The 21614-nt window shown below is 68.2% G+C and carries 20 protein-coding genes; 8 read left to right on the forward strand and 12 right to left on the reverse strand.

The genetic code is table 11. The annotated features are described in order from the left end of the window. Positions 1-4 precede the first annotated feature (4 nt). The gene (gene exbB, locus ACFPMG_RS29675) at positions 5-946 is read right to left on the reverse strand and encodes a tonB-system energizer ExbB (protein ID WP_376998980.1); all 942 of its coding nucleotides are present in this window, start codon (positions 944-946) and stop codon (positions 5-7) included. 153 nt (positions 947-1099) lie between these two features. Here exbB and ACFPMG_RS29680 point away from each other — a divergent pair, with 153 nt between their 5' ends. Then, positions 1100-1360, forward strand: coding sequence for a hypothetical protein (locus tag ACFPMG_RS29680; RefSeq protein WP_376998982.1), 261 nt, complete (start codon positions 1100-1102; stop codon positions 1358-1360). Positions 1361-1384: 24 nt separating this feature from the next. On the opposite strand, the gene ACFPMG_RS29685 is transcribed toward ACFPMG_RS29680, so the two are convergent. The 4 genes from ACFPMG_RS29685 to ACFPMG_RS29700 all read right to left on the reverse strand — a co-directional run bounded on the left by ACFPMG_RS29685 (position 1385) and on the right by ACFPMG_RS29700 (position 4096). Further along, positions 1385-2206 carry a hypothetical protein gene (locus ACFPMG_RS29685; protein WP_376998985.1) on the reverse strand — a complete coding sequence of 274 codons (822 nt, stop codon included), beginning with the start codon at positions 2204-2206 and terminating at the stop codon, positions 1385-1387. Positions 2207-2288: 82 nt separating this feature from the next. Continuing rightward, a complete protein-coding gene (locus ACFPMG_RS29690) occupies positions 2289-2645 on the reverse strand; it encodes a Lin0512 family protein (protein WP_014241764.1) in 357 nt (118 codons plus the stop codon). Positions 2646-2752: 107 nt separating this feature from the next. After that, positions 2753-3868: a reprolysin-like metallopeptidase gene (locus ACFPMG_RS29695; protein ID WP_376998988.1), complete on the reverse strand. Its 1116-nt coding sequence runs from the start codon at positions 3866-3868 to the stop codon at positions 2753-2755. 9 nt (positions 3869-3877) lie between these two features. Next, on the reverse strand, positions 3878-4096 hold the full coding sequence (locus ACFPMG_RS29700) for a hypothetical protein (protein WP_376998991.1): 219 nt from the start codon (positions 4094-4096) through the stop codon (positions 3878-3880). 574 nt (positions 4097-4670) lie between these two features. Between ACFPMG_RS29700 and ACFPMG_RS29705 the strand changes: the two genes are divergently transcribed. The 6 genes from ACFPMG_RS29705 to ACFPMG_RS29730 all read left to right on the forward strand — a co-directional run bounded on the left by ACFPMG_RS29705 (position 4671) and on the right by ACFPMG_RS29730 (position 11839). After that, on the forward strand, positions 4671-5174 hold the full coding sequence (locus ACFPMG_RS29705) for a septal ring lytic transglycosylase RlpA family protein (RefSeq protein WP_376998994.1): 504 nt from the start codon (positions 4671-4673) through the stop codon (positions 5172-5174). 137 nt (positions 5175-5311) lie between these two features. Further along, positions 5312-5722, forward strand: a complete 411-nt coding sequence (locus ACFPMG_RS29710; RefSeq protein WP_376998996.1) for a hypothetical protein — start codon at positions 5312-5314, stop codon at positions 5720-5722. 122 nt (positions 5723-5844) lie between these two features. Beyond that, on the forward strand, positions 5845-7554 hold the full coding sequence (locus ACFPMG_RS29715; RefSeq protein ID WP_376998999.1) for a LytS/YhcK type 5TM receptor domain-containing protein: 1710 nt from the start codon (positions 5845-5847) through the stop codon (positions 7552-7554). Next, a complete protein-coding gene (btsR, locus tag ACFPMG_RS29720) occupies positions 7551-8270 on the forward strand; it encodes a two-component system response regulator BtsR (RefSeq protein ID WP_014241759.1) in 720 nt (239 codons plus the stop codon). The genes ACFPMG_RS29715 and btsR overlap by 4 nt, the downstream gene beginning before the upstream one ends. A gap of 275 nt (positions 8271-8545) precedes the next feature. Beyond that, positions 8546-10357: a carbon starvation CstA family protein gene (locus tag ACFPMG_RS29725; protein WP_035679491.1), complete on the forward strand. Its 1812-nt coding sequence runs from the start codon at positions 8546-8548 to the stop codon at positions 10355-10357. A 228-nt stretch (positions 10358-10585) separates the two neighbouring features. After that, positions 10586-11839 carry an MFS transporter gene (locus ACFPMG_RS29730; protein WP_376999003.1) on the forward strand — a complete coding sequence of 418 codons (1254 nt, stop codon included), beginning with the start codon at positions 10586-10588 and terminating at the stop codon, positions 11837-11839. 161 nt (positions 11840-12000) lie between these two features. Here the strand turns inward: ACFPMG_RS29730 and ACFPMG_RS29735 are convergent, their stop codons facing one another. From ACFPMG_RS29735 to pdxR, 4 genes are all read right to left on the reverse strand, one after another. Next, positions 12001-13164, reverse strand: a complete 1164-nt coding sequence (locus ACFPMG_RS29735; RefSeq protein WP_376999006.1) for an osmoprotectant NAGGN system M42 family peptidase — start codon at positions 13162-13164, stop codon at positions 12001-12003. Between the two features lie 16 nt (positions 13165-13180). Then, entirely contained in the window at positions 13181-14947 is a 1767-nt protein-coding gene (ngg, locus tag ACFPMG_RS29740) for an N-acetylglutaminylglutamine synthetase (RefSeq protein WP_376999008.1), read from the reverse strand. 7 nt (positions 14948-14954) lie between these two features. Beyond that, a complete protein-coding gene (locus ACFPMG_RS29745; RefSeq protein WP_376999011.1) occupies positions 14955-16730 on the reverse strand; it encodes an N-acetylglutaminylglutamine amidotransferase in 1776 nt (591 codons plus the stop codon). Positions 16731-17043: 313 nt separating this feature from the next. Next, positions 17044-18486 (reverse strand): MocR-like pyridoxine biosynthesis transcription factor PdxR, encoded by a 1443-nt coding sequence (gene pdxR / locus ACFPMG_RS29750; protein WP_376999013.1) that lies wholly within the window; start codon positions 18484-18486, stop codon positions 17044-17046. A 100-nt stretch (positions 18487-18586) separates the two neighbouring features. Between pdxR and ACFPMG_RS29755 the strand changes: the two genes are divergently transcribed. Continuing rightward, positions 18587-19312: a pyridoxamine 5'-phosphate oxidase family protein gene (locus ACFPMG_RS29755; protein ID WP_376999015.1), complete on the forward strand. Its 726-nt coding sequence runs from the start codon at positions 18587-18589 to the stop codon at positions 19310-19312. 9 nt (positions 19313-19321) lie between these two features. Here the strand turns inward: ACFPMG_RS29755 and ACFPMG_RS29760 are convergent, their stop codons facing one another. The 3 genes from ACFPMG_RS29760 to ACFPMG_RS29770 form a co-directional block, all read right to left on the reverse strand. Beyond that, on the reverse strand, positions 19322-19789 hold the full coding sequence (locus ACFPMG_RS29760; protein WP_376999018.1) for a DUF4112 domain-containing protein: 468 nt from the start codon (positions 19787-19789) through the stop codon (positions 19322-19324). A 197-nt stretch (positions 19790-19986) separates the two neighbouring features. Beyond that, a complete protein-coding gene (locus ACFPMG_RS29765; RefSeq protein WP_040136483.1) occupies positions 19987-20547 on the reverse strand; it encodes a hypothetical protein in 561 nt (186 codons plus the stop codon). Positions 20548-20657: 110 nt separating this feature from the next. After that, positions 20658-21572: a LysR family transcriptional regulator gene (locus ACFPMG_RS29770; protein ID WP_376999020.1), complete on the reverse strand. Its 915-nt coding sequence runs from the start codon at positions 21570-21572 to the stop codon at positions 20658-20660. Positions 21573-21614: the final 42 nt, after the last annotated feature.

The following is a 21614-nucleotide window of genomic DNA, read 5'->3' on the forward strand; positions in this document are numbered from 1 at the left end:
GGTCTTACTCCGCCGCCTTGGACACGGCGCGCGGCAGGGCGCGGCGGTCCATGTCGCGGCTCAGCAGCCGCAGCACCGCCGCCGAGGAGTCGCCGAGCTGGGCGCGGTAGCCGCCGATGGAGCGGGCGAAGCCGTTGTAGATCACCACCGCCGGGATGGCCGCGACGAGGCCGATGGCCGTTGCCAGCAGCGCTTCGGCGATGCCCGGCGCCACCACGGCGAGGTTGGTCGTCTGCGACTTGGCGATGCCGATGAAGCTGACCATGATGCCCCACACCGTGCCGAACAACCCGACGAAGGGAGCTGTGGAGCCGATGCTGGCGAGGATGCCGGTGCCGCGCATCATGCGCCGCCCCTCCGCTGCCTCGATCCGCTCCAGGCGGGAGGCCGCGCGCTCCTTCAGGCCGTCCTGCGAGGGGGCGTCGGCGGACTGGTGGGCCTCGGCGATCACGGCGCGCAGGAAGGCGGTCGCCGGGGTCTTCTCGAAGCCGATGCTCTCGGCTGCCTGGGTCAGCGAGCGCGCCTGTTCCAGCGCCGCCAGGGAGGTCCGCGCCTTGCGCTTGGCCTTCGACAGCTCCAGCGACTTGGCGAGGAAGATGGTCCAGGTCGCCACCGAGGCCAGCGCCAGCCCGATCATCACCGCCTGCACCACCGGGCTCGCCGCCATGAACATGCCCCAGGGGGACAGGTCGTGCGGCAGGATCGCCGTCGCGGCGGTCATGTGGTCCAGCCCGGCGGCCGCTCCCGCCGCAGCGTCCGGCGCGGCCAACGGGGCTGCCAGCGTGTCGGCGGTGGGGGCCGCCATGGGAGCCGCCATGGGGGCCGGTGCCGCGGGAGCGCCGCCGCTGGTTGCGGGGACGCCCTGCGCCCAGCCAAGTCCGCTCGACAGGAAGGTGCCGGCGGCGGCCATCGCGGCGATGGAACGGGTGTGAAGCGCTGTGAACATTGGCGGTTCAAACTTCTTTGCGGCTGACTTCCTTCCTGTATAGTGCGAACGACTCTCATTTGCACCCATAAAGTGCTATATTGCTGCTATGCGACAAATGGGCATCGCGGCGGTTGTTCACGACTGACCTGTGAACCGCAAGGGGAGATTGCGATGCCCAACGTCCGGACCGTATCGGAACATGGCAGCTTCCGGCTTGTCGAGCGCGACGGCCGTTTCGCCGTGGTCGAGGCGCGCGACGGCCATGTCTACGGTCTCCATGGGGAGGCGGGCCAGCGTCCCAGCGCGCCTGACCGTCCGGACGCCGCCGAAGCCGTCGTTGCACCCGACGACTGGAGCGCCGAGGACGACGCCCGCCGCCGGTTCGCGGACCTGACCGCCCGCGGCGAGGAGCTGGCCCGCAAAATCTGGTGATCCGAAATCCGGCGACGGAAGGGTTCAGAACGCCTGGATCGCTTGCGACGAGACCGTTCGCCACCGGGCGTCGGCCTCCGTCAGCATGGTCTGAATGTGGCCGATGTGCACCTGACCGTAGAGGATCAGGATGTTGCGGTCCGGCTCGGCCTTGATCGCCGCGACCACCTTGTCCTCGCGCAGGGTGGTCAGCGCCGGCGGCAGCGCCTCGCGCACCATGGAGCCCGACGCGGTGGTCGCCAGCATGATGCGGATGGCGGCCTGGATGCGCCGCTGCACCCAACCCGGCAGTTTGTCGTACTCGTCCCGGAGCTGCGCGAGATCGATGGTCTCCGGATCGGCCTCGTCCGGACCGTCGGGGGGCAGGGCGGCCAGCAATTGTGAAAGGGTGACGTCGACGTTTCGGGCGTCCGGCCCCGGCGGGCCGATCAGGGCACGGTTGTCCTGGAGCACAAGCCCGTCGCCGAGCAGCCTCGCCATCATTTCATAGGGATGCTGCTTGCTGTCCGGGTTCCAGTCGGCCCCCAGCCGGCGCAGCACGTCGGCCACCCCGGCGGGGGAGGCGGCGTCGTCGGGACGGACCTCCTCGTAAAAGACCAGCCAGCCTTCCTGGCGCCGCTGTGCGATGTGTGTGGTGATTGCGCTGTAGAAGTCCGGTTTGGCGACATGGACCATGCCCTGCATCTCCACCTGCCGCCGCCCGTCGCTCATCACGACTCGGGACAGTTCCAGCGGGATGTGGTCGGCGATCACCGGGAGGGCGGCCACCACCCCGACGGTCAGGGTGACGAGGCCGCCGGCGAGGATGCCGACGGCGATCAGGGCGGTTCGGAGCGCACGCTTCATGCCCCGACGCTGGCACGAAACGGGGGGCGGGGGCAACCGCTCCGGACTTGAAGGCCAAGCCCCGGACCCCAGACATCAGACCTCAGACACCCACCTCCACCGCGGCGTTGACGATGTAGATCATCTCGTTGCGGTCGTTCTTGTCGGCCAGGAAGATGCCGCTGGGCGCCAGCATGCCGCCGGACACCACGTTGAAGGACACCTGTCCATAGGGGAAGACGGCCCGCACGGCCTCCAGATCCAGCCGGTCGGCGTCCGCCGGCACGGCGAGATGGACGCGGACCTGCATCCGGCTGGTGTCTCCGTCCACCAGCGCGCGCATGCCGGGCATGGAGTTGCGCTCGATGGCGTTGCGCACGGCGCGTACGGCGGCCTTGGTCACGTCCTGCCCATGCAGATCGGCGCCCATGCCGAGTTCGACGAACATCACCTGCTTCATGGTCGTGGGTCCCTCCTTGTCACCGGGTCGTCGGCTCCGCACAGAATGCGCGAGAGTGGCGTCGCCGCTGCTCCCGGACCACCGCTTTTTCAAGCTGCGGAAACCGGTCAGCCGATCCGGAAAGCAAGGTAGCCGTCCGCCCCGGTCTGTCCGGGCATGGCGAGCAGGCTGCCCGGCGGCGCTCCGCTGAAGGTCAGGCTGAGGTCGGTGCCGCCGTTACCGTCGAGGTCGACCCGAGCGGTCGCCCCTTGGTGGCCGGCCGTCCCCGTCAAATCCTCCCAGGTCAGATGTGAAACGGCGTCGGTCCAGCCCCAGACGATGGCCCATTCCTCTGGTTGCAGGTCGGCGACGGTGGACCATGTGACGTCCTGGCCCCGTTCGCCGATGGAAAATGTGTCGGTGCCGTCGCCGCCGATCAGGAAGCTCGAGCCCGTGCCGCCGTCCAGGAAATCGTCGCCGGCCCCGCCGAGGAGCGTGTCGTCACCCGCCCCGCCCTCCAGCGTGTCGGCGAAGGCGGAGCCGGTCAGCCGGTCGCCCGCCGAACCCCCAATGGCGGTTTCGATGCGGGTGCCGGGGCCGATGAAGAACTGGTTCCGGTCCAGGATCGAAGGGGCCTGCGCCGAGAACCATCCCCAGCCGCCGTTCAGGTCGATGGTGACGGGAAGGTCCGCCCCCGCCGCGGACAGGGTATCGTTTCCTCCGCCGTCCCAGAGGTAACGCCCCGGCGCTTCCGGCAACAGACGATACAGGTCGTCGCCCGACCGCACGGCGGGGTTGGGACCGTAGAGGTTCTGGATCGCGGCGATGTCATAGACGCCCAACTCCCCGGGCCAGGCGCCGTAGTAGGACATCACCGTGTTGATCCGGTTGTCCTCCGAGCGGGGCAGGAAGGGCGGGGTGCCACCGTCGCTGCCGTTGTAGTCGCCGGGATGCTTCAGACCCAGCGCATGCCCGATCTCGTGAACATAGGTGCGGTAGCCGGCCGATTCGGAATCAAGGTAGATGAAGGAGCCCGCCGGGTTGGGGTAGTAGGCCATGCCGGCGGCGCCGTAGGCGTCCAGCTGGCTCATGTGGAACTGAAGATTGGCGGTCATCGGTGCCGCCGATTCCACGAACGCGATGTTGGCGACCGCACCCCACTCCCCCATCGCCTGCAACGCCATGGCCTTCTGGGTGTCGTTGAGGGGGCTGAAGCCGGGCGCAAAGCGAAGGCTGGCGTCCATCACCCAGCCTTAGGTGAGGGTGTAGGGCGCCGTCGCGGTGCCGTCCGGTGGTGTGCCCCAGCGGTACCCGCTGTCGAGGGCGCGGATGAACAGCGGGTCGTCGATACCGCCCGTCGTCCAACCAGCCGTCTCCATCGCCGGGTCTGAAAGGGCACCGTCGAAGGTTGGCCGGTCGGAGCCGATTCCATCCCCGCTTTCGCCAAAGCCGGGAATCCGACACTCGCTCATGTCTGCGCTCCGTCTGGATGGCTCGGTGATTTGTTAAATTCGTTCCGAATTTCGATGATGTTTGGCGAAAACAGGCGGATTTCATCTTTCAGTAAGTCAGTATTTATGATGATGGACACGGTGCCGTTCAATGGATCAGAGGGCATTTGCGAATTCGGAAGGATGAGTTTTATCAACATATTTTCAGTGCTTTGTGATGGTCCCGAGAATATCCATCCGCGCCTTCGCGGGATGGCGATGACGCTCGGCCCGCGCCGAAAACAACTGTGAGGATTTCAGAAACAGACGCATCGACAATCACTTCAAGTAAAAATCGGCATTTATTCCGTAAACGCCATGATCGGTTCAAAGTAAAATCGTTAAAGAATATTAAGACACAATCCTGTCACAGCATAGATGTGGATTCGTGGATTGACATGATGGAGAGATTCCGCAACCGTTGCCGCAGAACAACAACCGGGGGAGAAAAAGAGTGCGGTATGGCTGTGTTGCGCTCGCCATCTGTGCTGTTTCTGTTGGGGCATGCTCGACCAGTGGACAGATCGCCTCCGTCCCGCCAATGCCGCAGGACCCAATGTCGCAAGACGCCGTGTTCGAGGAAGCCGCGGCACCGGACGTTCCGGACATTGAGCCCGTTTACGTTCACAAGGGGAAGGCGTCCTACTACGCCGATTTCTTCCACGGCCGGACCACGGCGTCGGGGGAGCGGTTCAGCCAGAACCGGCTGACCGCCGCGTCCCGCCGGCTTCCGCTGGGCAGCCGGGTGACGGTGACCAACGCCGACAACGGGCGCAGCGTCGAGGTCGTGATCAACGACCGTGGCCCCTACGTGAAAGGGCGGGTGATCGACCTCTCCCGAAAGGCGGCCGGCGAACTGGGCATGATCGAGGACGGCGTGGTGAACGTGCGTGTCGAAGCCCGGCCCTCCGACCAGCCGAACCGTTCCCTGCGGCAGCGGCTGGAGCAGATGGTCGCCGCGCTTTACCCCGACCGCAAACCGATGTCCGAACCGCCTGTGACGGTGGCCGAACGGCCCGAACCGGATTTGACCGGCACGGACCTGGGCACGGCCGAATAACGGAACCGCGTCCCGTCCGACGCTTCCCACCCAAACGCACAACGCGCAGGCTTCCACCCAAGGGGCGCGGCGCCGCGAAGGCCGCCGATGCGCCCCCGCGGGTGACGGAGCCGTGCGCACAGAGGAGGTTTCATCCCATGCTGAAGCTCGTGGTCCGCGACACGCATCACGCCGCCGGCCTGTTCCTGGAGCAGGTGGACAACGTCCGCCAGCTCATCGCCGAGTTGAAGGCGCTGAAGCGCGTTCCGTCCGCCTCGCTCTATCTGGAAGGGCTGGCCGAGCGCTGCCTGCGGCGCGGCTGGACGGTGATTCCCGCCGACCCGCTGGTCCGCGGCTGCACGTCGCGCACCCACATCGTCGAGTTGCACCTCGACCCCAACCAGCCGGGCGCGCCCTTCGTCGGCATCTACGAGCCGGGGGAGGACGGCACCCCCTGCCGTCGGCTGCACGACTCCCTGGAAGGGCTGGCGAGCCGCCTGCGCCTGCCGCCCGCCAACACCGGCACCATGCCTGCAACGGTGCAGCAGGCCCCCGCGCTGGCCGCATAGAGCCATCGCAGCGGCCCAGGGGCTCCGGCCGCATCCATTGATTGGAATCATACCGCGGCAGGGCGGGTGGGGGTAGCCTGCGGGCCGGCAATCCCGCCACCCGCCACCCGCCGTCCGCCCCCATGACCGTCGAGCATCTCAGCCTCGTCTTCCTGCTGCTCCAGCAGATGTGCGTGTATCTGGTCATCGCCTACATGCTGAGCCGGACGCCGCTGTTCCTGCCGGTGATGCACCTCACCGTGCGCTGGCCGCACAAGCTGGCCTGCTACGTCATCTTCTCCATGTTCTGCGTCATGGGGACCTATTTCGGGTTGCAGATCGACGATTCCATCGCCAACACCCGCGCCATCGGGGCCGTGCTGAGCGGCATCCTGGGCGGGCCGTCGGTGGGGCTGGCGGTCGGCTTCACCGGTGGTCTGCACCGCTACTCGCTGGGCGGCATGTCGGCGGTGGCCTGCGCCATCTCCACGGTGACGGAGGGGCTGATCGGCGGTCTGGTGCACCGCCACTTCGTCAACCGGGGCCGCATCGAGCCGCTGTTCGACCCGCTGCGCGTCGGCGCCGTCACGCTGGTGGCGGAGATCGCCCAGATGCTGATCATCCTGCTGGTGGCCAAGCCCTTCCCGGCGGCGGTCCATCTGGTCGAGGTGGTGGCGCTGCCGATGATCGTCGCCAACACGCTGGGGGCGGGGCTGTTCATGCGCATCCTGATGGACCGCCGCGCTCTGATCGACAAGCAGTCGAGCGCCTTCTCCGCCAAGGCGCTGAAGATCGCCGCGCGGGCCGACGGCGTGCTGCGCCAGGGCTTCAACGAAGAGAACAGCATGCGGGTCGCCCGCATCATCTACGAGGAGACGGGCGTCGGCGCGGTCGCCATCACCGACCGCGAGAAGCTGCTGGCCTTCATCGGCGTCGGCGACGACCACCATCTGCCGGGCACGCCGATCACCTCGCCGCAGACCTACCAGGCGATCGCCAACAACCAGGTGCTCTACGCCGACGGTAATCTGGTCTCCTACAAATGCTCGATTCACCCGAACTGCCGGCTGGGCGCCTCGCTGGTGATCCCGCTGGTCGGGGAGGACGACCGGGTGATCGGAACCGTGAAGCTGTACGAGCCGAAGACCAAGCTGTTCTCCACCATCAACCGCACGCTGGGGGAGGGCATCGCCCGGCTGCTGTCCAGCCAGATCCTCGCCGGGCGCTACGAGCAGCAGAAGGCGCTGCTCGCCCAGTCGGAGATCAAGCTGCTGCACGCGCAGGTGAACCCCCATTTCCTGTTCAACGCGCTGAACACCATCTCCGCAGTCATCCGCAACGACCCGGAGCGGGCGCGCCAACTCGTGCAGAGCCTGTCGGTCTTCTTCCGCAAGAACCTGAAGCGCCCCAGCCAGGAGGCCACGGTGGCCGACGAGGTGGAGCATGTCAGCGCCTATCTCCAGATCGAGCTGGCGCGCTTCACCGGGCGCCTGTCGGTGGAGATTGACGTGCCCGACGCGCTGCGCCATGCCCGGCTGCCGGCCTTCCTGCTCCAGCCGCTGGTTGAGAACGCCATCAAGCACGGCACCTCGCAGCTCCTCGGCCCCGGCCATGTCCGCATCGCGGCGCGGCGGGAGGGCGGCGACCTGCTGTTGGCGGTGGAGGACAACGCCGGCCTCTACGAGGAAAAGCCGGGCGGTGACGGGCTGGGCATGTCCATCGTGGACCGCCGCGTCCGCAACCGCTTCGGCAACGGCTACGGGGTGGACGTCGCCTGCGAGGCCGACGTCCTCACCCGCATCACCCTGCGCCTTCCCCTGGACATCCCAACCGTTGCGGAGACCGCGCCATGATGACCGTCCTGATCGTGGACGACGAGCCGCTGGCCCGCGAGGAGTTGCGGCGCCTTCTGGAGGAGTTCCCCGACCTCCAGGTCGCCGGGGAATGCGCCAACGCCATCGAGGCCATCGGCGCCATCAACCGCCAGCCGCCCGACGTGGTCTTCCTCGACATCCAGATGCCGCGGGTCAGCGGGCTGGAGATGCTGAGCATGCTCGACCCGGAGCGGATGCCCCGCATCGTCTTCCTGACCGCCCACGATGAATACGCCGTGCAGGCCTTCGAGGAGCACGCCTTCGACTATCTGCTGAAGCCGGCGGACCCGGCCCGGCTGGCCAAGACGCTGCAGCGGCTGCGCCGCGAGCGGGCGCCGCAGGACCTCGCCGTGCTGAAGGACGCCGCCCCGCTGCGGCTGATCCCCTGCACCGGGCATAACCGCATCTCCCTGCTGAAGCTGGACGAGGTGGAATGCGTGGCCTCCAAGGCGAGCGGCGTCTTCGTCGTGGGAGCGGATGGCGAGGAGCGCTTCACCGAGCTGACCCTGCTGACCTTGCAGGAGCGCACCCCGCTGGTGCGCTGCCACCGGCAATATCTGGTCAACCCCGACCGGATCCGGGAAATCCGCCTGATCGACAACGGTCTGGCGGAAATCCAGACGCTCGGCGGCCAGAGCATTCCGGTCAGCCGCCGCTTCCTCGGCCCGCTGAAGGAACGGCTGGGCATCGGGTGATTTTCCCTCTCCCGCCCCGGGAGAGGGAAGGGGCCCGCGCGAAGCGCGGGAAGGGTGAGGGTCCGGCAAGGATCGGCGCCTTGATCCTTGGCTCTACCCTCACCCGGCGCCTTCGGCGCCACCCTCTCCCGGGGCGGGAGAGGGGAAGACAACCCCCACCGCTCACCCCCGCTTTCCGACCGCTCGCCACGCCATGGCGCCACTCCGGGGAGGGCACCACACGGAGGATGAAACCCGGCCTAACGTGACGGCAGTTCCTTCCAAGGAGAGCTGTCATGGATCACGCCCTAACATTTGTGATCGCGACACTCTGCATCCTCGCCCTCTGCTACCGCTTCTACGGCGTGTTCTTTGTGCGCAAGGTGCTCCGTGCCGATGATTCCGAGGTGACGCCGTCCCACATCCTGGCCGACGGGCGAAACTATGTTCCCACCAAGAAGTGGGTGAACGCCGGCCAGCATTTCGCGGCGATCGCCGCCGCCGGCCCGCTGGTCGGCCCCGTGCTGGCCGCGCAGTTCGGCTATCTGCCGAGCTTCCTGTGGCTGCTGATCGGCTGCGTCATCGGCGGCGCGGTGCACGACACGGTCGTGCTGTTCGCCTCGATGAAGCACAAGGGCCAGTCCCTGTCGGAGGTCGCCAAGGCCGAGCTCGGCCCGGTCGCCGGCTGGTGCACCGGTCTGGCGATGCTGTTCATCATCACCATCACCATGGCCGGCCTGTCGATGGTCGTCGTCCATGCGCTGGAACGCAACGCCTGGGGCGCCTTCGCGGTCTTCATGACGATCCCGATCGCCGTCGCGCTCGGCCTCTACGAGAAGATCACCGGCTCGTCCAAGGGCGCCACCCAGGTCGGCATCGCCGCCATCGCCGCCTCCGTCTTCGCCGGCCCTTACATCCAGGGCACGGTCCTGGGCAGCTGGCTGACGCTGCACGCCGAGACGGTCGCGCTGATCCTGCCGATCTACGCCTTCTTCGCCACGGCGCTGCCGGTGTGGATGCTGCTGACCCCGCGCGGCTACCTGTCGAGCTTCATGAAGATCGGCGTGTTCGGCGCGCTCGTCGTCGGCGTCGTCTTCATCAACCCGGAAATCCGCTTCCCCGCGCTCACCGACTTCATCCATGGCGGCGGCCCGGTGCTGGCCGGCCCGGTGTGGCCGTTCATCTCGATCACCATCGCCTGCGGCGCCATCTCCGGCTTCCATGCCTTCATCGGCTCGGGCACCACGCCGAAGCTGATCGACAAATGGAGCGACATCCGCACCGTGGCCTTCGGCGGCATGCTGGCGGAATGCGTGGTCGGCGTCATGGCGCTGATCGCCGCCACCTCCCTGCACCCTGCCGACTATTTCGCCATCAACTCCTCTCCCGCCGCCTTCCAGGCCCTGAACATGCAGGTCGTCGATCTGCCGCGGCTCAGCCAGGAAATCGGCCTCGACCTCTACGGCCGCACCGGCGGCGCTGTGACGCTCGCCGTCGGCATGACGGAAATCTTCACCCGCATCCCGTGGTTCGGCACGCTGGCCTCCTACTTCTTCCAGTTCGTCGTGATGTTCGAGGCGGTGTTCATCCTGACCGCCGTTGACAGCGGCACCCGCGTGGCCCGCTATCTGATCCAGGACCTGGGTGGCGACCTCTATGCCCCGCTGAAGCGTCTCGACTGGGTGCCCGGTTCGATCGCCGCGAGCGTGCTGGCCTGCGTGGCCTGGGGCTACCTGCTGACGTCGGGCGACATCAACTCGGTGTGGGCGCTGTTCGGAGTGTCGAACCAGCTCATGGCCTCGGTCGGCCTGATCATCGGCGCCACGATCATCCTGCGCCTGGGCCAGAAACGGGTCTACATGCTGACCTGCCTCGTCCCGCTGGCCTATCTGTTCGTGACGGTGAACTACGCCGGCTACTGGATGATCACCAACGTCTATCTGAACCCGCTGGCCAAGGGCTACAACGTCTTCAACGCCGGCATCTCGATCATCATGCTGTCGCTCGGCTTCGTGATCCTGATCGCCGCCCTCAAGAAGTGGAAGGAACTCCTGCGTATCCGCAAGGACACCCTGCCTGAGACGCTGATCGCCACCCCGGCGGAATAGCCGGACACCGGGCAAGCCGCCCGGAGACGATCAAGCGCTCAACCGGAAGAGGTATCGCTGCTCCCCCAGCGGTACCTCTTCTGCATTTCTGTGGAATGGCTGAGACACTACCGAATCCGCGAATTACAAGGGTTGATTCGCCATCCGGCGGGTGCCATCCAAGGGCCGGCGCCGTGGCCTCCGGGCTGCGGCGGCGGTTTTTCGTGAAAGGAACGGGTGGTCGGACACATGCCGCAGGTTGCACGGTCGGTACTTTCGCTCCTGCTCGGGGTCGCATTCCTGATGCTGGGCAACGGTGCGCTCAGCACGCTCATCGGTCTGCGGCTGGCCGGCACGGAGTCCGGTGCGGTCGCGGTGGGCCTGATCACCGCAGCCTTCTACACCGGGCTCACCGGCGGCTCCCTGTTCGCCCATCGGGTCATCACGCGGGTCGGCCACATCCGCGCCTTTGCCGCCTTCGCCTCTGTCCTGTCGGCGGCGGCGCTGTCGCACGCCCTGTTCGCCGCGGTGCCGCTGTGGACCGTGCTGCGGCTGGCCGAGGGCTTCTGCATGGCCGGCCTCTACATCTGCATCGAGAGCTGGTTGAACGGCACCGCCAACAACGAGACGCGCGGGCAGATCCTGTCGCTCTACATGGTCACGCTGTACGCCGCCTCGGCGGTGGGCCAGCAGCTGTTGCAGCTGGACGATGAGGCGGGCGTGCGCATCTTCATGCTGATCGCCATTCTGCTGACGCTCGCCCTGGTGCCGGTGGCGCTGACCCGGACCACGCCGCCGACCCTGCCCAACGTTGAATCCTACAGCCTGCGGCGGCTGTACGAGGCGTCGCCGCTGGGGGTCGTCGGCGTCTTCATCAGCGGGACGGTCACCGGTTCCATCTACGGCCTCGCCCCGGTGTTCGGCGCGGCCTCCGGCTTCGGGGTGTCGGGGACCGCGTTGTTCATGAGCACCCTGATCCTGGGCGGGGTGGCGCTGCAGTGGCCGCTGGGGCGGCTGTCCGACCGCTTCGACCGGCGCGCCGTCATCATCGGCCTGTCGGCGGCGCTGGCGCTGGTCAGCGTCGGCATGATCCTGGCGGACGGCAGCGGACGCCAGGAGACGCTGCTGCTGGTGGCGCCGCTGTTTGGCGGTCTCGCCTTCACGCTCTATCCGGTCTGCGCCGCCCACACCAACGACCACGCCGGGCCGGACAATGTGGTGTCGGTCAGCGGCGGCCTGATCCTCGCCAACTCGGTGGGGGCGATCATCGGGCCGCCGCTGGCGTCTGCGGCCATGGGCTTCGCCGGGCCGGAGGCGCTGTTCGGCTTCATCGCGGCGGGGGCGGGCTCGGCGACGCTCTACGGCCTGTGGCGCACGCGCATGCGCCCGCCGCCGCCGGCCGAGGCGCAGGCAAGCTTCCGCCCGCTGCCCCAGACCACCCCGACCGTCACCCCGCTCGACCCGCTGGGTCCGCCCCGGCCGGAGTTGGCGGCGGGGGATTGAGGGGATCTGCGGTGTGAAACCCTCTCCCGCCCCGGGAGAGGGAGGGGACCCGCGCGAAGCGTGGGAAGGGTGAGGGTACTGCCGGGAATCAGCGTTTTGATCCTTGGATTTACCCTCACCCGGCGCCTACGGCGCCACCCTCTCCCGGGGCGGGAGAGGGCCTATTCCTCCGTAACCTTCGCCGGTGCGGTGGGCTGCCAGGGGAAGGCGCCCATCGGGCCCATGCCGACGCGGTCGCGCGGGATCGCCACATCGCTCTGCATGTAAAGCGCAATCAGCTCGGCCAGCGAGCGCAGCGAGTCTGCGTGGATGCGCTCGTAGCCGTGTGAGCTGTCGATGCCGAAGCAGACCAGCGCCGTGCGGATGTCGTTGCCCGCCTCGATGGCGGCGGCGCTGTCGCAGCGGTAATAGCGGAAGACGTCGCGCTGGTGCTCGATATTGTGCTGCTGGCATAGCTTCAGAAGCTTGTGCGTCAGGTGATAGTCGAAGGGGCCGGTGCTGTCGGCCATGGCGACGGTCACGCCGAACTCGCGGCTGTTCTGGCCCATGGCGGTGGTGCCGTTGTCGATGGTCACCATCTCCGCCACGTCCTTGTGAAGGACCGACGAGGCGCCGGACCCGACCTCCTCGGAGATGGTCAGCAGCAGGTGGCAATCCACCGGCAGCGGCAGCTTGGCGTCCAGAACCGCCTTGGCGGCGGCGAAGATCACCGCCACACCCGCCTTGTCGTCGAGATGGCGGGAGTTGATGAAGCCGCTGGCGTTGAACTCGGCCTGCGGGTCGATGGCCACGAAGTCGCCGACGTTGAAGCCGTGGGCCTGCAACGCCTCCAGCGTCTCGCAGCGGGCGTCGACCCGGATCTCCAGGTTGGTCCAGGCCACGGGCTGGGTGTCGATCTCCTCGTTGAAGGTGTGGCCGGACGCCTTCAGCGGCAGGATGGTGCCGCGGTAGCTGCCCTTGTCGGTGAAGACGGTGCAGCGCGCGCCCTCGGCGAAGCGCGCCGACCAGGTGCCGATGGACACGACCTCCAGACGGCCGTTGGCTTTCAGCATCTTCACCTGGGCGCCCAGTGTGTCGAGATGGGCGACCACGGCGCGGTCGGGGCTGTATTGGCGCCCCGCCAGATCGGCGCGGATCGCGCCGCGCCGGGTCAGCTCGAAGGGGATGCCCAACCGGTGCAGCTCGTCGCCGCAGAAATGGACGATCTGGTCGGTGTATCCGGTCGGGCTCGGGATCTCCAGCAGGCGGCGGAGAAGGCCCGTCAGATAGTCCATGTCGATGACCGGCCGGACGATTCCGGTCCGCGTCAAGGCTGCCTGCTCCATACCACCTCCTGAACGGTCACGCCCGCGGATCGACCGCGGAGTAGGGGAAGAGAAGATCAAGGAAGCGTTCGGCGGTCGGCTGCGGTTCGTGGTTGGCAAGACCGGGCCGCTCGTTCGCCTCGATGATCGCGTAGTCGGACCCCAGCAGGTCGGGGATCAGCAGATCCAGGCCGACCACCGGAATGTCGAGCGCACGCGCCGCCTCCACCGCCGCCTCCACCACGCGGTGGTGCAGGCGGTCGGTGATGTCGTGCAGCGTGCCGCCCGTGTGCAGGTTGGCCGTCTTGCGCACGGCCAGCGTCTGCCCCTCCGGAAGGACCGAGTCCATGGAGAAACCGGCGTCGCGCACGCAACGTTCCGTCTCCTCGTCCATCGGAATGCGGCTTTCCCCGCCGGTGGCGGCGGCGCGGCGGCGGCTCTGCGCCTCGATCAGCTGCGCGATCGTCCGGTCGCCGGTGCCGACGATCTCCGCCGGGCGGCGCACCGCGGCGGCGACCACTCGGTAGTCGATGACCAGGATCCGCACGTCCTGGCCCTGCACGAACTGCTCCAGCAGAACCGTGTCGCAGATCTTCTTCGCCTTGGCCACCGCCCAGGCCAGAGTCTCCGCGTCGCGCACATCCACGGTGATGCCCTGGCCCTGCTCGCCGCGGGCGGGCTTCACCACGACGCTGCCGTGGCGTTCCAGGAAGGCGGCGTTGTCGTCCATGCCGTCGGCGGTCATCTGGTCCGGCACCGACAGGCCCGCCCGCAGCAGCGTGCGCCGGGTCACCGCCTTGTCGTCGCAGCGGAACAGGGCCACCGCCGAGGTCAGCTCGCTGAGGCTTTCGCGGCACAGGATGCTGCGCCCACCGAAGCTGAGGCGGAACAGGTTGGATTCCGCGTCCACCACCTCCACCCCGATGCCGCGGCGCCGGGCCTCGTTGATGATGATCATGGCGTAGGGGTTGAGGCTGGCCTCCACCGCCGGGCCGGCGAACAGCTTCTCGTTGATCGGATTCTTGGTCTTCAGCGCGAAGACCGGAACCCGCCGGAAGCCCAGCTTTTCATAGAGCGCGATGGCGTTGGCGTTGTCGTGCAGGACCGACAGGTCCATGAAGCTGCGCCCGCGATCCTTGAAATGCTCGGCCAGCGCGCGGACCAGCGCCTCGCCGATGCCGGGATAGGCCGCCTGCGGATCGACCGCCAGACACCACAGGGAGGAGCCGTTCTGCGGGTCCTTGAAGGCGCGGGCGTGATCCACCCCGGTGACCGAGCCGATCACCGCCCCGCTGACCGGATCGGTGGCGATCAGGTGAGTCAGCACGCGGCTGTCGCGCTCACCCCACCAGAATTCCGGGTCCATGGTGACCATGCCGCGCGCGCCGTAGATGCGGTTCACGGCGTCGGCGTCCTGGCGGCCGCGCGGCGGCTCGATGGTGAAGCCGCGAGTCTCCATGCCGGGCCGGAATCCGGCCAGCCGCAGGCGGTAGGTGTGGGAGGGGTCGAGGAACAGCTCGTTCGGCGCCTGGGCCAGCGCCACGTGGGGGTCCTCCAGATATAGCGCGATGTCGCGCCGCCCCGGCCCCTCCTGGCGCATCGCCGCGATCAGCTCGCCCACGTCGGAAAAGGTGTTGGCGAACAGCAGGCGTCCCCAGCCGCAATTCACCACAGCGCGCGGCGTCGGACCAAGTCCGGCTCCCGTCCGTCGGCTCGGGCGCGGCGAGTCTTCGCCCATCAGGGCGGAGACCAGAGCGCGTTCGATCCGGAAAGGCGTCTGGGTGCGATTCTGCATCGTCATCATGCGGTGTTCAGATCCCGTGGGTTTGCAGCCAGAACTCCAGCAGGGCGGCCTGCCAGAGCTTCGAACCGCGAAGCGGCGTGATGTGGGTTTCCGGATCGCTGAACAGGCGGTCCAGATAGGCCGGCTGGAACAGCGCGCGCTGCCGCGCGGCGGGCTGGTTCAGCACGTCGCGCACCAGCTCCAGATAGGGACCGCGCAGGTACTTCAGCGCCGGAACGGGGAAATAGCCCTTGGGCCGGTCGATGACCTCGGAGGGGACGACCTTGCGCGCCGCCTCCTTCAGCACGTATTTGCCGCCGTCGCGCAGCTTCAGCTCCGCCGGGACGCGGGCGGCCAGCTCCACCAGATCGTGGTCGAGGAAGGGCACGCGCCCCTCCAGCCCCCAGGCCATGGTCATGTTGTCGACCCGCTTCACCGGGTCGTCGACCAGCATGACCGTGGTGTCGAGGCGCAGCGCCTTGTCCACCGGGCGGTCGGCGCCGGGCCGGGCGAAATGGGCGGCGACGAAGGCGCTCGCCACGTCCTCGTCGGCAAGGTATTGCGGGTTCAGCGCCTCGGCCATCTCCGCGCGGTTGCGGTCGAAGAAGACCTTGGCGTAGGTGGACAGCGGGTCCGCCGCCTCCATCATCGGCGGGTACCAGTGGTAGCCCGCGAAGATCTCGTCGGCGCCCTGGCCGCTCTGCACCACCTTCACATGCTTGGACACCTCCTGCGACAGCAGGAAGAAGCCGATGGCGTCGTGGCTGACCATCGGCTCCGACATCGCCCGCACGCAGTCCTGAAGGGCGGGCAGGGCGCGGTTGCTGTCGATGAACAGCTTGTGGTGGTCGGTCTGGAAGCGCTGGGCGATCAGGTCGGAATACTGGAACTCGTCGCCCTTCTCCTGGCCCACGGTCTCGAAGCCGATGGAGAAGGTCTGCAGGCCGGTCTGCCCGGCCTCCGCCAGCAGGGCGACGATGACCGAGCTGTCCAGCCCGCCCGAGAGCAGCACGCCGACCGGCACGTCGGCGACCAGACGCCGTTCCACCGCCTTGCGCAGCGTGGACAGCACGGCGTCCTGCCAGTCGTCTTCCGACATCCGCTCGTCGCCGGGCTGCGGACCGAAGACCGGCTCCCAATAGGTTTCCTCGGTGCGGCGCCCGTCCGGCTCCAGCGTCAACAGGGTGGCCGGCGGCAGCTTGCGCACGCCCTTCAGGATGGTCCCCGGCGCCGGCACGACGGCGTGGAAGCTCATGTACTGGTAGAGCCCCACCGGGTCGATCGCGGTGTCGATGTCACCGCCGGCCAGCAGGGCGGGCAGGGTGGAGGCGAAGCGCAGCCGCCCCGCCGTCTCGGACAGGTAGAGCGGCTTGATGCCCAGCCGGTCGCGGCCCAGCGTGACGCGCCCGCTGTCGCGCTCCCAGATGGCGAAGGCGAACATGCCGTAGAGCCGCTCGACGAAGCGGCGGCCCCAGGCGTGATAGGCTTTCAGCAGGACTTCGGTGTCGCCGTGCGAGAAGAAGCGGTAGCCCTTGGCCTCCAGCTCCGCCCGCAGTTCCGGGTAATTGTAGATGCAGCCGTTGAAGACGATGCCGAGGCCCAGTTCCGGGTCGGTCATCGGCTGCTGCGCCGCCTCGGACAGGTCGATGATGCTCAGCCGCCGGTGGCCGAAGGCCATCCTGCCATGGGCGAAGACGCCTTGCCCGTCGGGGCCGCGCAACGCCAGGGCTTCGGTCATCGAGCCGACCGCGGACGTGGAGGCCGGGCGAGAATCGAAGCGGATTTCCCCGCTGATGCCACACATTGTAAGAAATATCTCCGTATTCGAATGGACTGGACGCCGACAAAAAACGCCGCGAAACGGCGAAGGACCGGAGCCACCCCTCAACAGGCGTGCAGCTTGATCGTCGCAAGGTTGGGGCCTGCCTTGCACAGGGTATCGGGGGTAGGGCGCGCCGAACGACCGGAGGGGAACGGTCCGAAAACGGGGTATCGGGGCTACCCCATAGGGCCGGGACGGCCGCGCGACCGGAGAAAGCCAGGGGGTGCGGCGCGCCAAAGCGCATTGGTGGGAATGGGCTTTTTGAGATTAACTCTTTTGCGCTCGAAAATGAGGATTAGACGTCTAATCGTGCAGCCGCCAGCGCAGCGCCGAGTTCGCGGGCTGTGTGGCGCAGGGCGCCCGGCTCGTGGCCGGTGAAGCCCAGCATCAGCGCTTGAAGGGGCGCTGCGGCGATGTGCATCGGGCTGACCGCACGGACGGCGATGCCACGCCGGGCCGCCACCGCCTCGACGTCGCGGTCCGACAGGCCGGGGCGCAACCTCGCGATCAGCTTCATGCCCTGCTCCGGCACCTCCGCCTCCATCCAGGGGGAGAGATGGGCGCCGATGGCGTCGGCCAGCGCGTCCCGCGCGGTCGTGTAGCGCCGGCGCATGCGGCGCAGGTGCGGGCCGAAATGACCGTCGTTCAGGAAATCCGTCACCACGCCCGTGTAGAGCGTCGCCGGGTGCCAGTCGGTCAGACGACGCATGGCGAGCACCGGGTCCAACAGCTCGGGCGGCAGCACGGCGTAGCCGAGCCGCAGGCCGGGAAACAGGACCTTGCTGAAGGTGCCGACATAGATGACCCGCCCGCCGCCGTCGATCCCCTGGAGCGAGGCGAGCGGACGGCCAGTGTAACGGAACTCGCTGTCGTAATCGTCCTCCAGCACCCAGGCGCCGGCTGTCCGCGCCCAGGCCAGAAGCTCCATCCGCCGCGCCATCGACAGCACGACCCCCAGCGGGTAGTGGGAGGACGGGGTGACATAGGCCAGCCGGGCGTCCGGCGCCGTGGCGACGCCCGCCGCCACCGCCATGCCCTGCCCATCGACGGGCACCGGCACGATGTGGGCCCGTGCCGCCTCCAGCGCGGCGCGCACCGCGGGGTAGCAGGGGTCTTCCAGCCACACCGGATCGCCGGGCCGCAGCAGCACCCGCAGCACAAGGTCGATGGCCTGCTGGGCGCCGGCGGTGATCACCACCTGCTCCGGTTCGCAGCGCACCGCCCGCGCGCTCTGGAGATAGCGGGCGATGGCCTCCCGCAGCGCCGCCGGTCCGCCGGGTTCGCCGTAGCCGAGCATCTCCGGGTCGGGCCGCTGGAGGTGCCGCAGGGTCAGGCTGCGCCAGATCCGCAAACTGCGCTCGTCCAGCGCGCAACGCCCCGTGCTGAACGGGAGGATGCCGAAGGAGGTGGCCGATGGCGGCGGGGAGGGGACGCGGCGGGGCGGTTCCGGTGGCGGAATCTCCAGCCCGTCCGGCAGATCGCGGGACACGAAGCTGCCCGCCCCGACGCGGCCCTCGATGAACCCTTCGGCCAGAAGCTGCTCATAGGCGACGACCACCGTGTTGCGGGCGACGCCGAGCCGTTCGGCGAGCGCGCGCGTCGGCGGCAGCTTCCCGCCGGGCGGCAGGGCGCCGGACAGGATGGCCCGGCGCAACGCGCCGTAGACCTGCCGCAGCAGCGGTTCCCCACCCGTCCGGTCGATGGGGAGGAGCATCAGGTCGGAGAGACCGGCGGGCATCGGATTGGTCCAGTCGACAAGGTCGGAATTGGCTCTCACGCCGGACCAATGGCTAGGCTCTAATAGCGCCGTTGTCCACCGCCGCGAAGAGAGTTCCGCGATGTCCGAGGCCGTTCCGTCCGAATGCTATCCCGTCACCGACCGCAACCGGGTGAAGCGCCTGCACGAGCGGGGCCGCTACGACCGGGAATCCGTTCACGCCATCCTCGACGGCGCGATGATCGCGCACATCGCCTACGTGATCGACGGGCAGCCCTACTGCACGCCCACGGCCTTCTGGCGGGAGGGGGAGCATCTCTATTGGCACGGGTCCTCGGCCAGCCGGATGCTGCGGGCGCAGCGCGACGGCCTGCCGGTCTGCCTGACCGTCACGCATCTCGACAGCCTCGTGCTGGCGCGCAGCGGGTTCAACCACTCGGCGGATTACCGGTCCGCCATGTGCTTCGGCACCGCGCGCATCGTCGAGGAGCCGGAGGCCAAGACCCGCGCGCTCGACGCTATGGTCGACCGCTTCTATCCGGGGCGCAGCGCCGACCTGCGGGTCAGCACGGCACAGGAGATCAAGGCGACCATGGTGGTCGGCATGGAGATCGAGGAGGCGAGCGCCAAGGTCCGGGGCAAGGGCCTGTCGGACGAGGGAGAGGACATGGACCTGCCCATCTACACGGCCCGCTACCCGGTGGTTCAGGTGATCGGCGCCGCCGAACCCTGTCCGCGGCTTCCCGCCGATACGCCGGTCCCGCCGGGGCTGGCGGGTTTTACCGCCGGCCGCCGGCTGGACGAACTGATGCTGGAAAACCACCGCATCAGGTTCGGCGGGGAGTAACGCCCTCCGTTACCGCGTCCGGCGCCACTCGCCGTCGATGGTGTAGGGCGCCGAGCGGCGGCGACGGTGCGTCCGATCGCCCTGTGGGGGCTGGCTGTCCAGATGCTCGGCCAGGATCGCCATGTTCTTGCGGTTGGCCTTCCAGAACACGTCGGCGATGTTGCCGGCGACCGGAACGGCGCTGATCAGGCTGTCCATCGCCACGTTGCCGACCATGCGCAGCAGCTTGCCGCGCGGCACGCCGAGCCTCCAGGCCTCGCGGATGAGGTAGCCGGACACCGCCGTGGTGGCGAGATTGCCGAAGCCGGGGATCAGACCCAGCACCGCGTCGGCGCCGAAGGTGATGTTGGTGCCCGGCACGCGGACGGCGCTGTCCATCGTCCGCGCCAGCCATTCAAGCCGCTGGCGCGCCGCGACATGCGCCGTTTCGTTATAGGCGGAACCGTAACGGAACGAAGAAAAAGAGGTAGCGGTCATACGGACCCTCCAGAAGGGGACGGCTGCGCCGTCCGCTCAAGTGAAGGGCTCCGACATCGCGGTCCGTACCAAGTGGACCGCCAGAGGGGCCCGGAGCCAGTCCCGCACAGATGGCCCGGTCGTCCCGCCCACGCAAGACCCACCCGGTGCATTTTCGTATGAGCACGGTGGATTCATCCCCGATTCTTGGACACCGGTCACAAAAGCATCAGGAAGGCCGGCAGGCCGCCCAGAACCGCCCCCTGGGCCCCACCCCACAGGACGTCGCCCTGCTCCACCGACCGGCGCAGCGCCGGGTTGGTGCCGCGCAACTGACACAGGGCGAAGATGGCCGCGTTCATCGGGCCGGCCAGGGCGAACCACAGGATCCAGGACGGCATGCCGCCGAGCCACACGGCGGGGGCGAGCATGAGGGCGGTGCGCCCGGTCCAGGACAGGCCGCGGAACAGCAGCGCCTCCCATGACCAGACTCCGCGCGGGCCGACCGGGCCGAAGGGCAAAAGATGCTGCCCGATGAGCGTTGCCCCGGCGGTAGCGACGCCGACGACCAATGCCTCGTTCGCGGGCATGGCGAGCGACCACAGGGCGGTGCTGAGCAGGGTCGCCGGAACGCCCCACAGCAGCAGGCGGGACAGAGCCCCCGTCTGGCGGCTGAGCGCGCTGAGAAAGAAACTGCCGAGCAGGGAGCAGGTGACGGTGAGCAGGACCGCGGCGAACAGCAGATAGTCGATGACGAACTGTTCGGTCAGCATCACCATGGCCGCGCTCCCCCACCGGTTCTTTGTTCGTATCCCCCTCAATTACGGTGGGGCGTGATCGGGTCGGCGTCAATGGAAATCACCCCGATTTTTGGGGTCCGCCTACCCCCTCATTCCGTCCGTCTCAGCAGGTCGAGAAAGCGTTCCAGCACCAAGTTGGGCCGAGCACCCTTCTTGGTGACCGCCTGGAAGTCCTGGGCGTAATGGAAGCGGTCGGGCAACAGGGCGCGCATCGCCCCGCGCTCGACCCACTGCCGCGCGTAATGGGTGGGCAGGAAGCCGACGTAGCATCCGGTCAGAATCAGGAAGGCCACGCCCTCGCGGTCGGTCGCGGTGGCGGTCGCGGTCAGCGCCCGCTGCACCCCCGCCGCCTCCGGCACCTGCTGCGCCTCGGTCGGGGCGACGGCGTCGGCGGCCTCCACCGCCGCGTCGTGCACCGTCTCGGCATCGAACAACGGATGGCCGCGCCCGCAGTAAAGGTGTGACTCCTCCTGGTACAGCGGCAGACGGTCCAGGCCGGGCAGGGCACGCCGCGCCGGCACCACGCCGACATGAAGGCGCCCGTCCAGCACGCCGCGCTCGATCTCGTTGGGCGGGATCATGCGGATGTTCACCCGCACCTCCGGCCCCTGCTGCTTGAGGCCGCGGAGCGCGTCGGTCACCCGCATCTTCGGCATGGTGACGAGGTTGTCGGTGATGCCGATGTTCAATTCGCCGCGCAGCCGCCCGTGCGCGGCGTTGATCTCGCTGCGGAAGCTCTCCAGGCCGGCGAACAGGCGCAGCGCCGCCTCGTAGGCCATGCGCCCCTCGTCGGTCAGCAGGAAGCCCGCCCGCCCGCGCCGGCACAGCCGCAGCCCCAGCCGCCGCTCCAGATCGGCCATGTGCAGGCTGATGGCAGCGCGGCTGATGTTCAGCTCCACCTCCGCGGCGGAAAAGCCGCCGCACTCCACCACCGTCTTGAAGACGCGCAGCAGGCGCAGGTCGGCGTCGTTGAGGCCGCTCAGGGGGCGGGCGGGCTTGGTCATGGATAGGTAAGCGGATGCTTGCGTAAGGTTTGAATGGTTTGG

Origin of the sequence: Azospirillum himalayense, assembly GCF_042657465.1 — a bacterium.
In the GTDB taxonomy this organism is placed as follows: domain Bacteria; phylum Pseudomonadota; class Alphaproteobacteria; order Azospirillales; family Azospirillaceae; genus Azospirillum; species Azospirillum himalayense.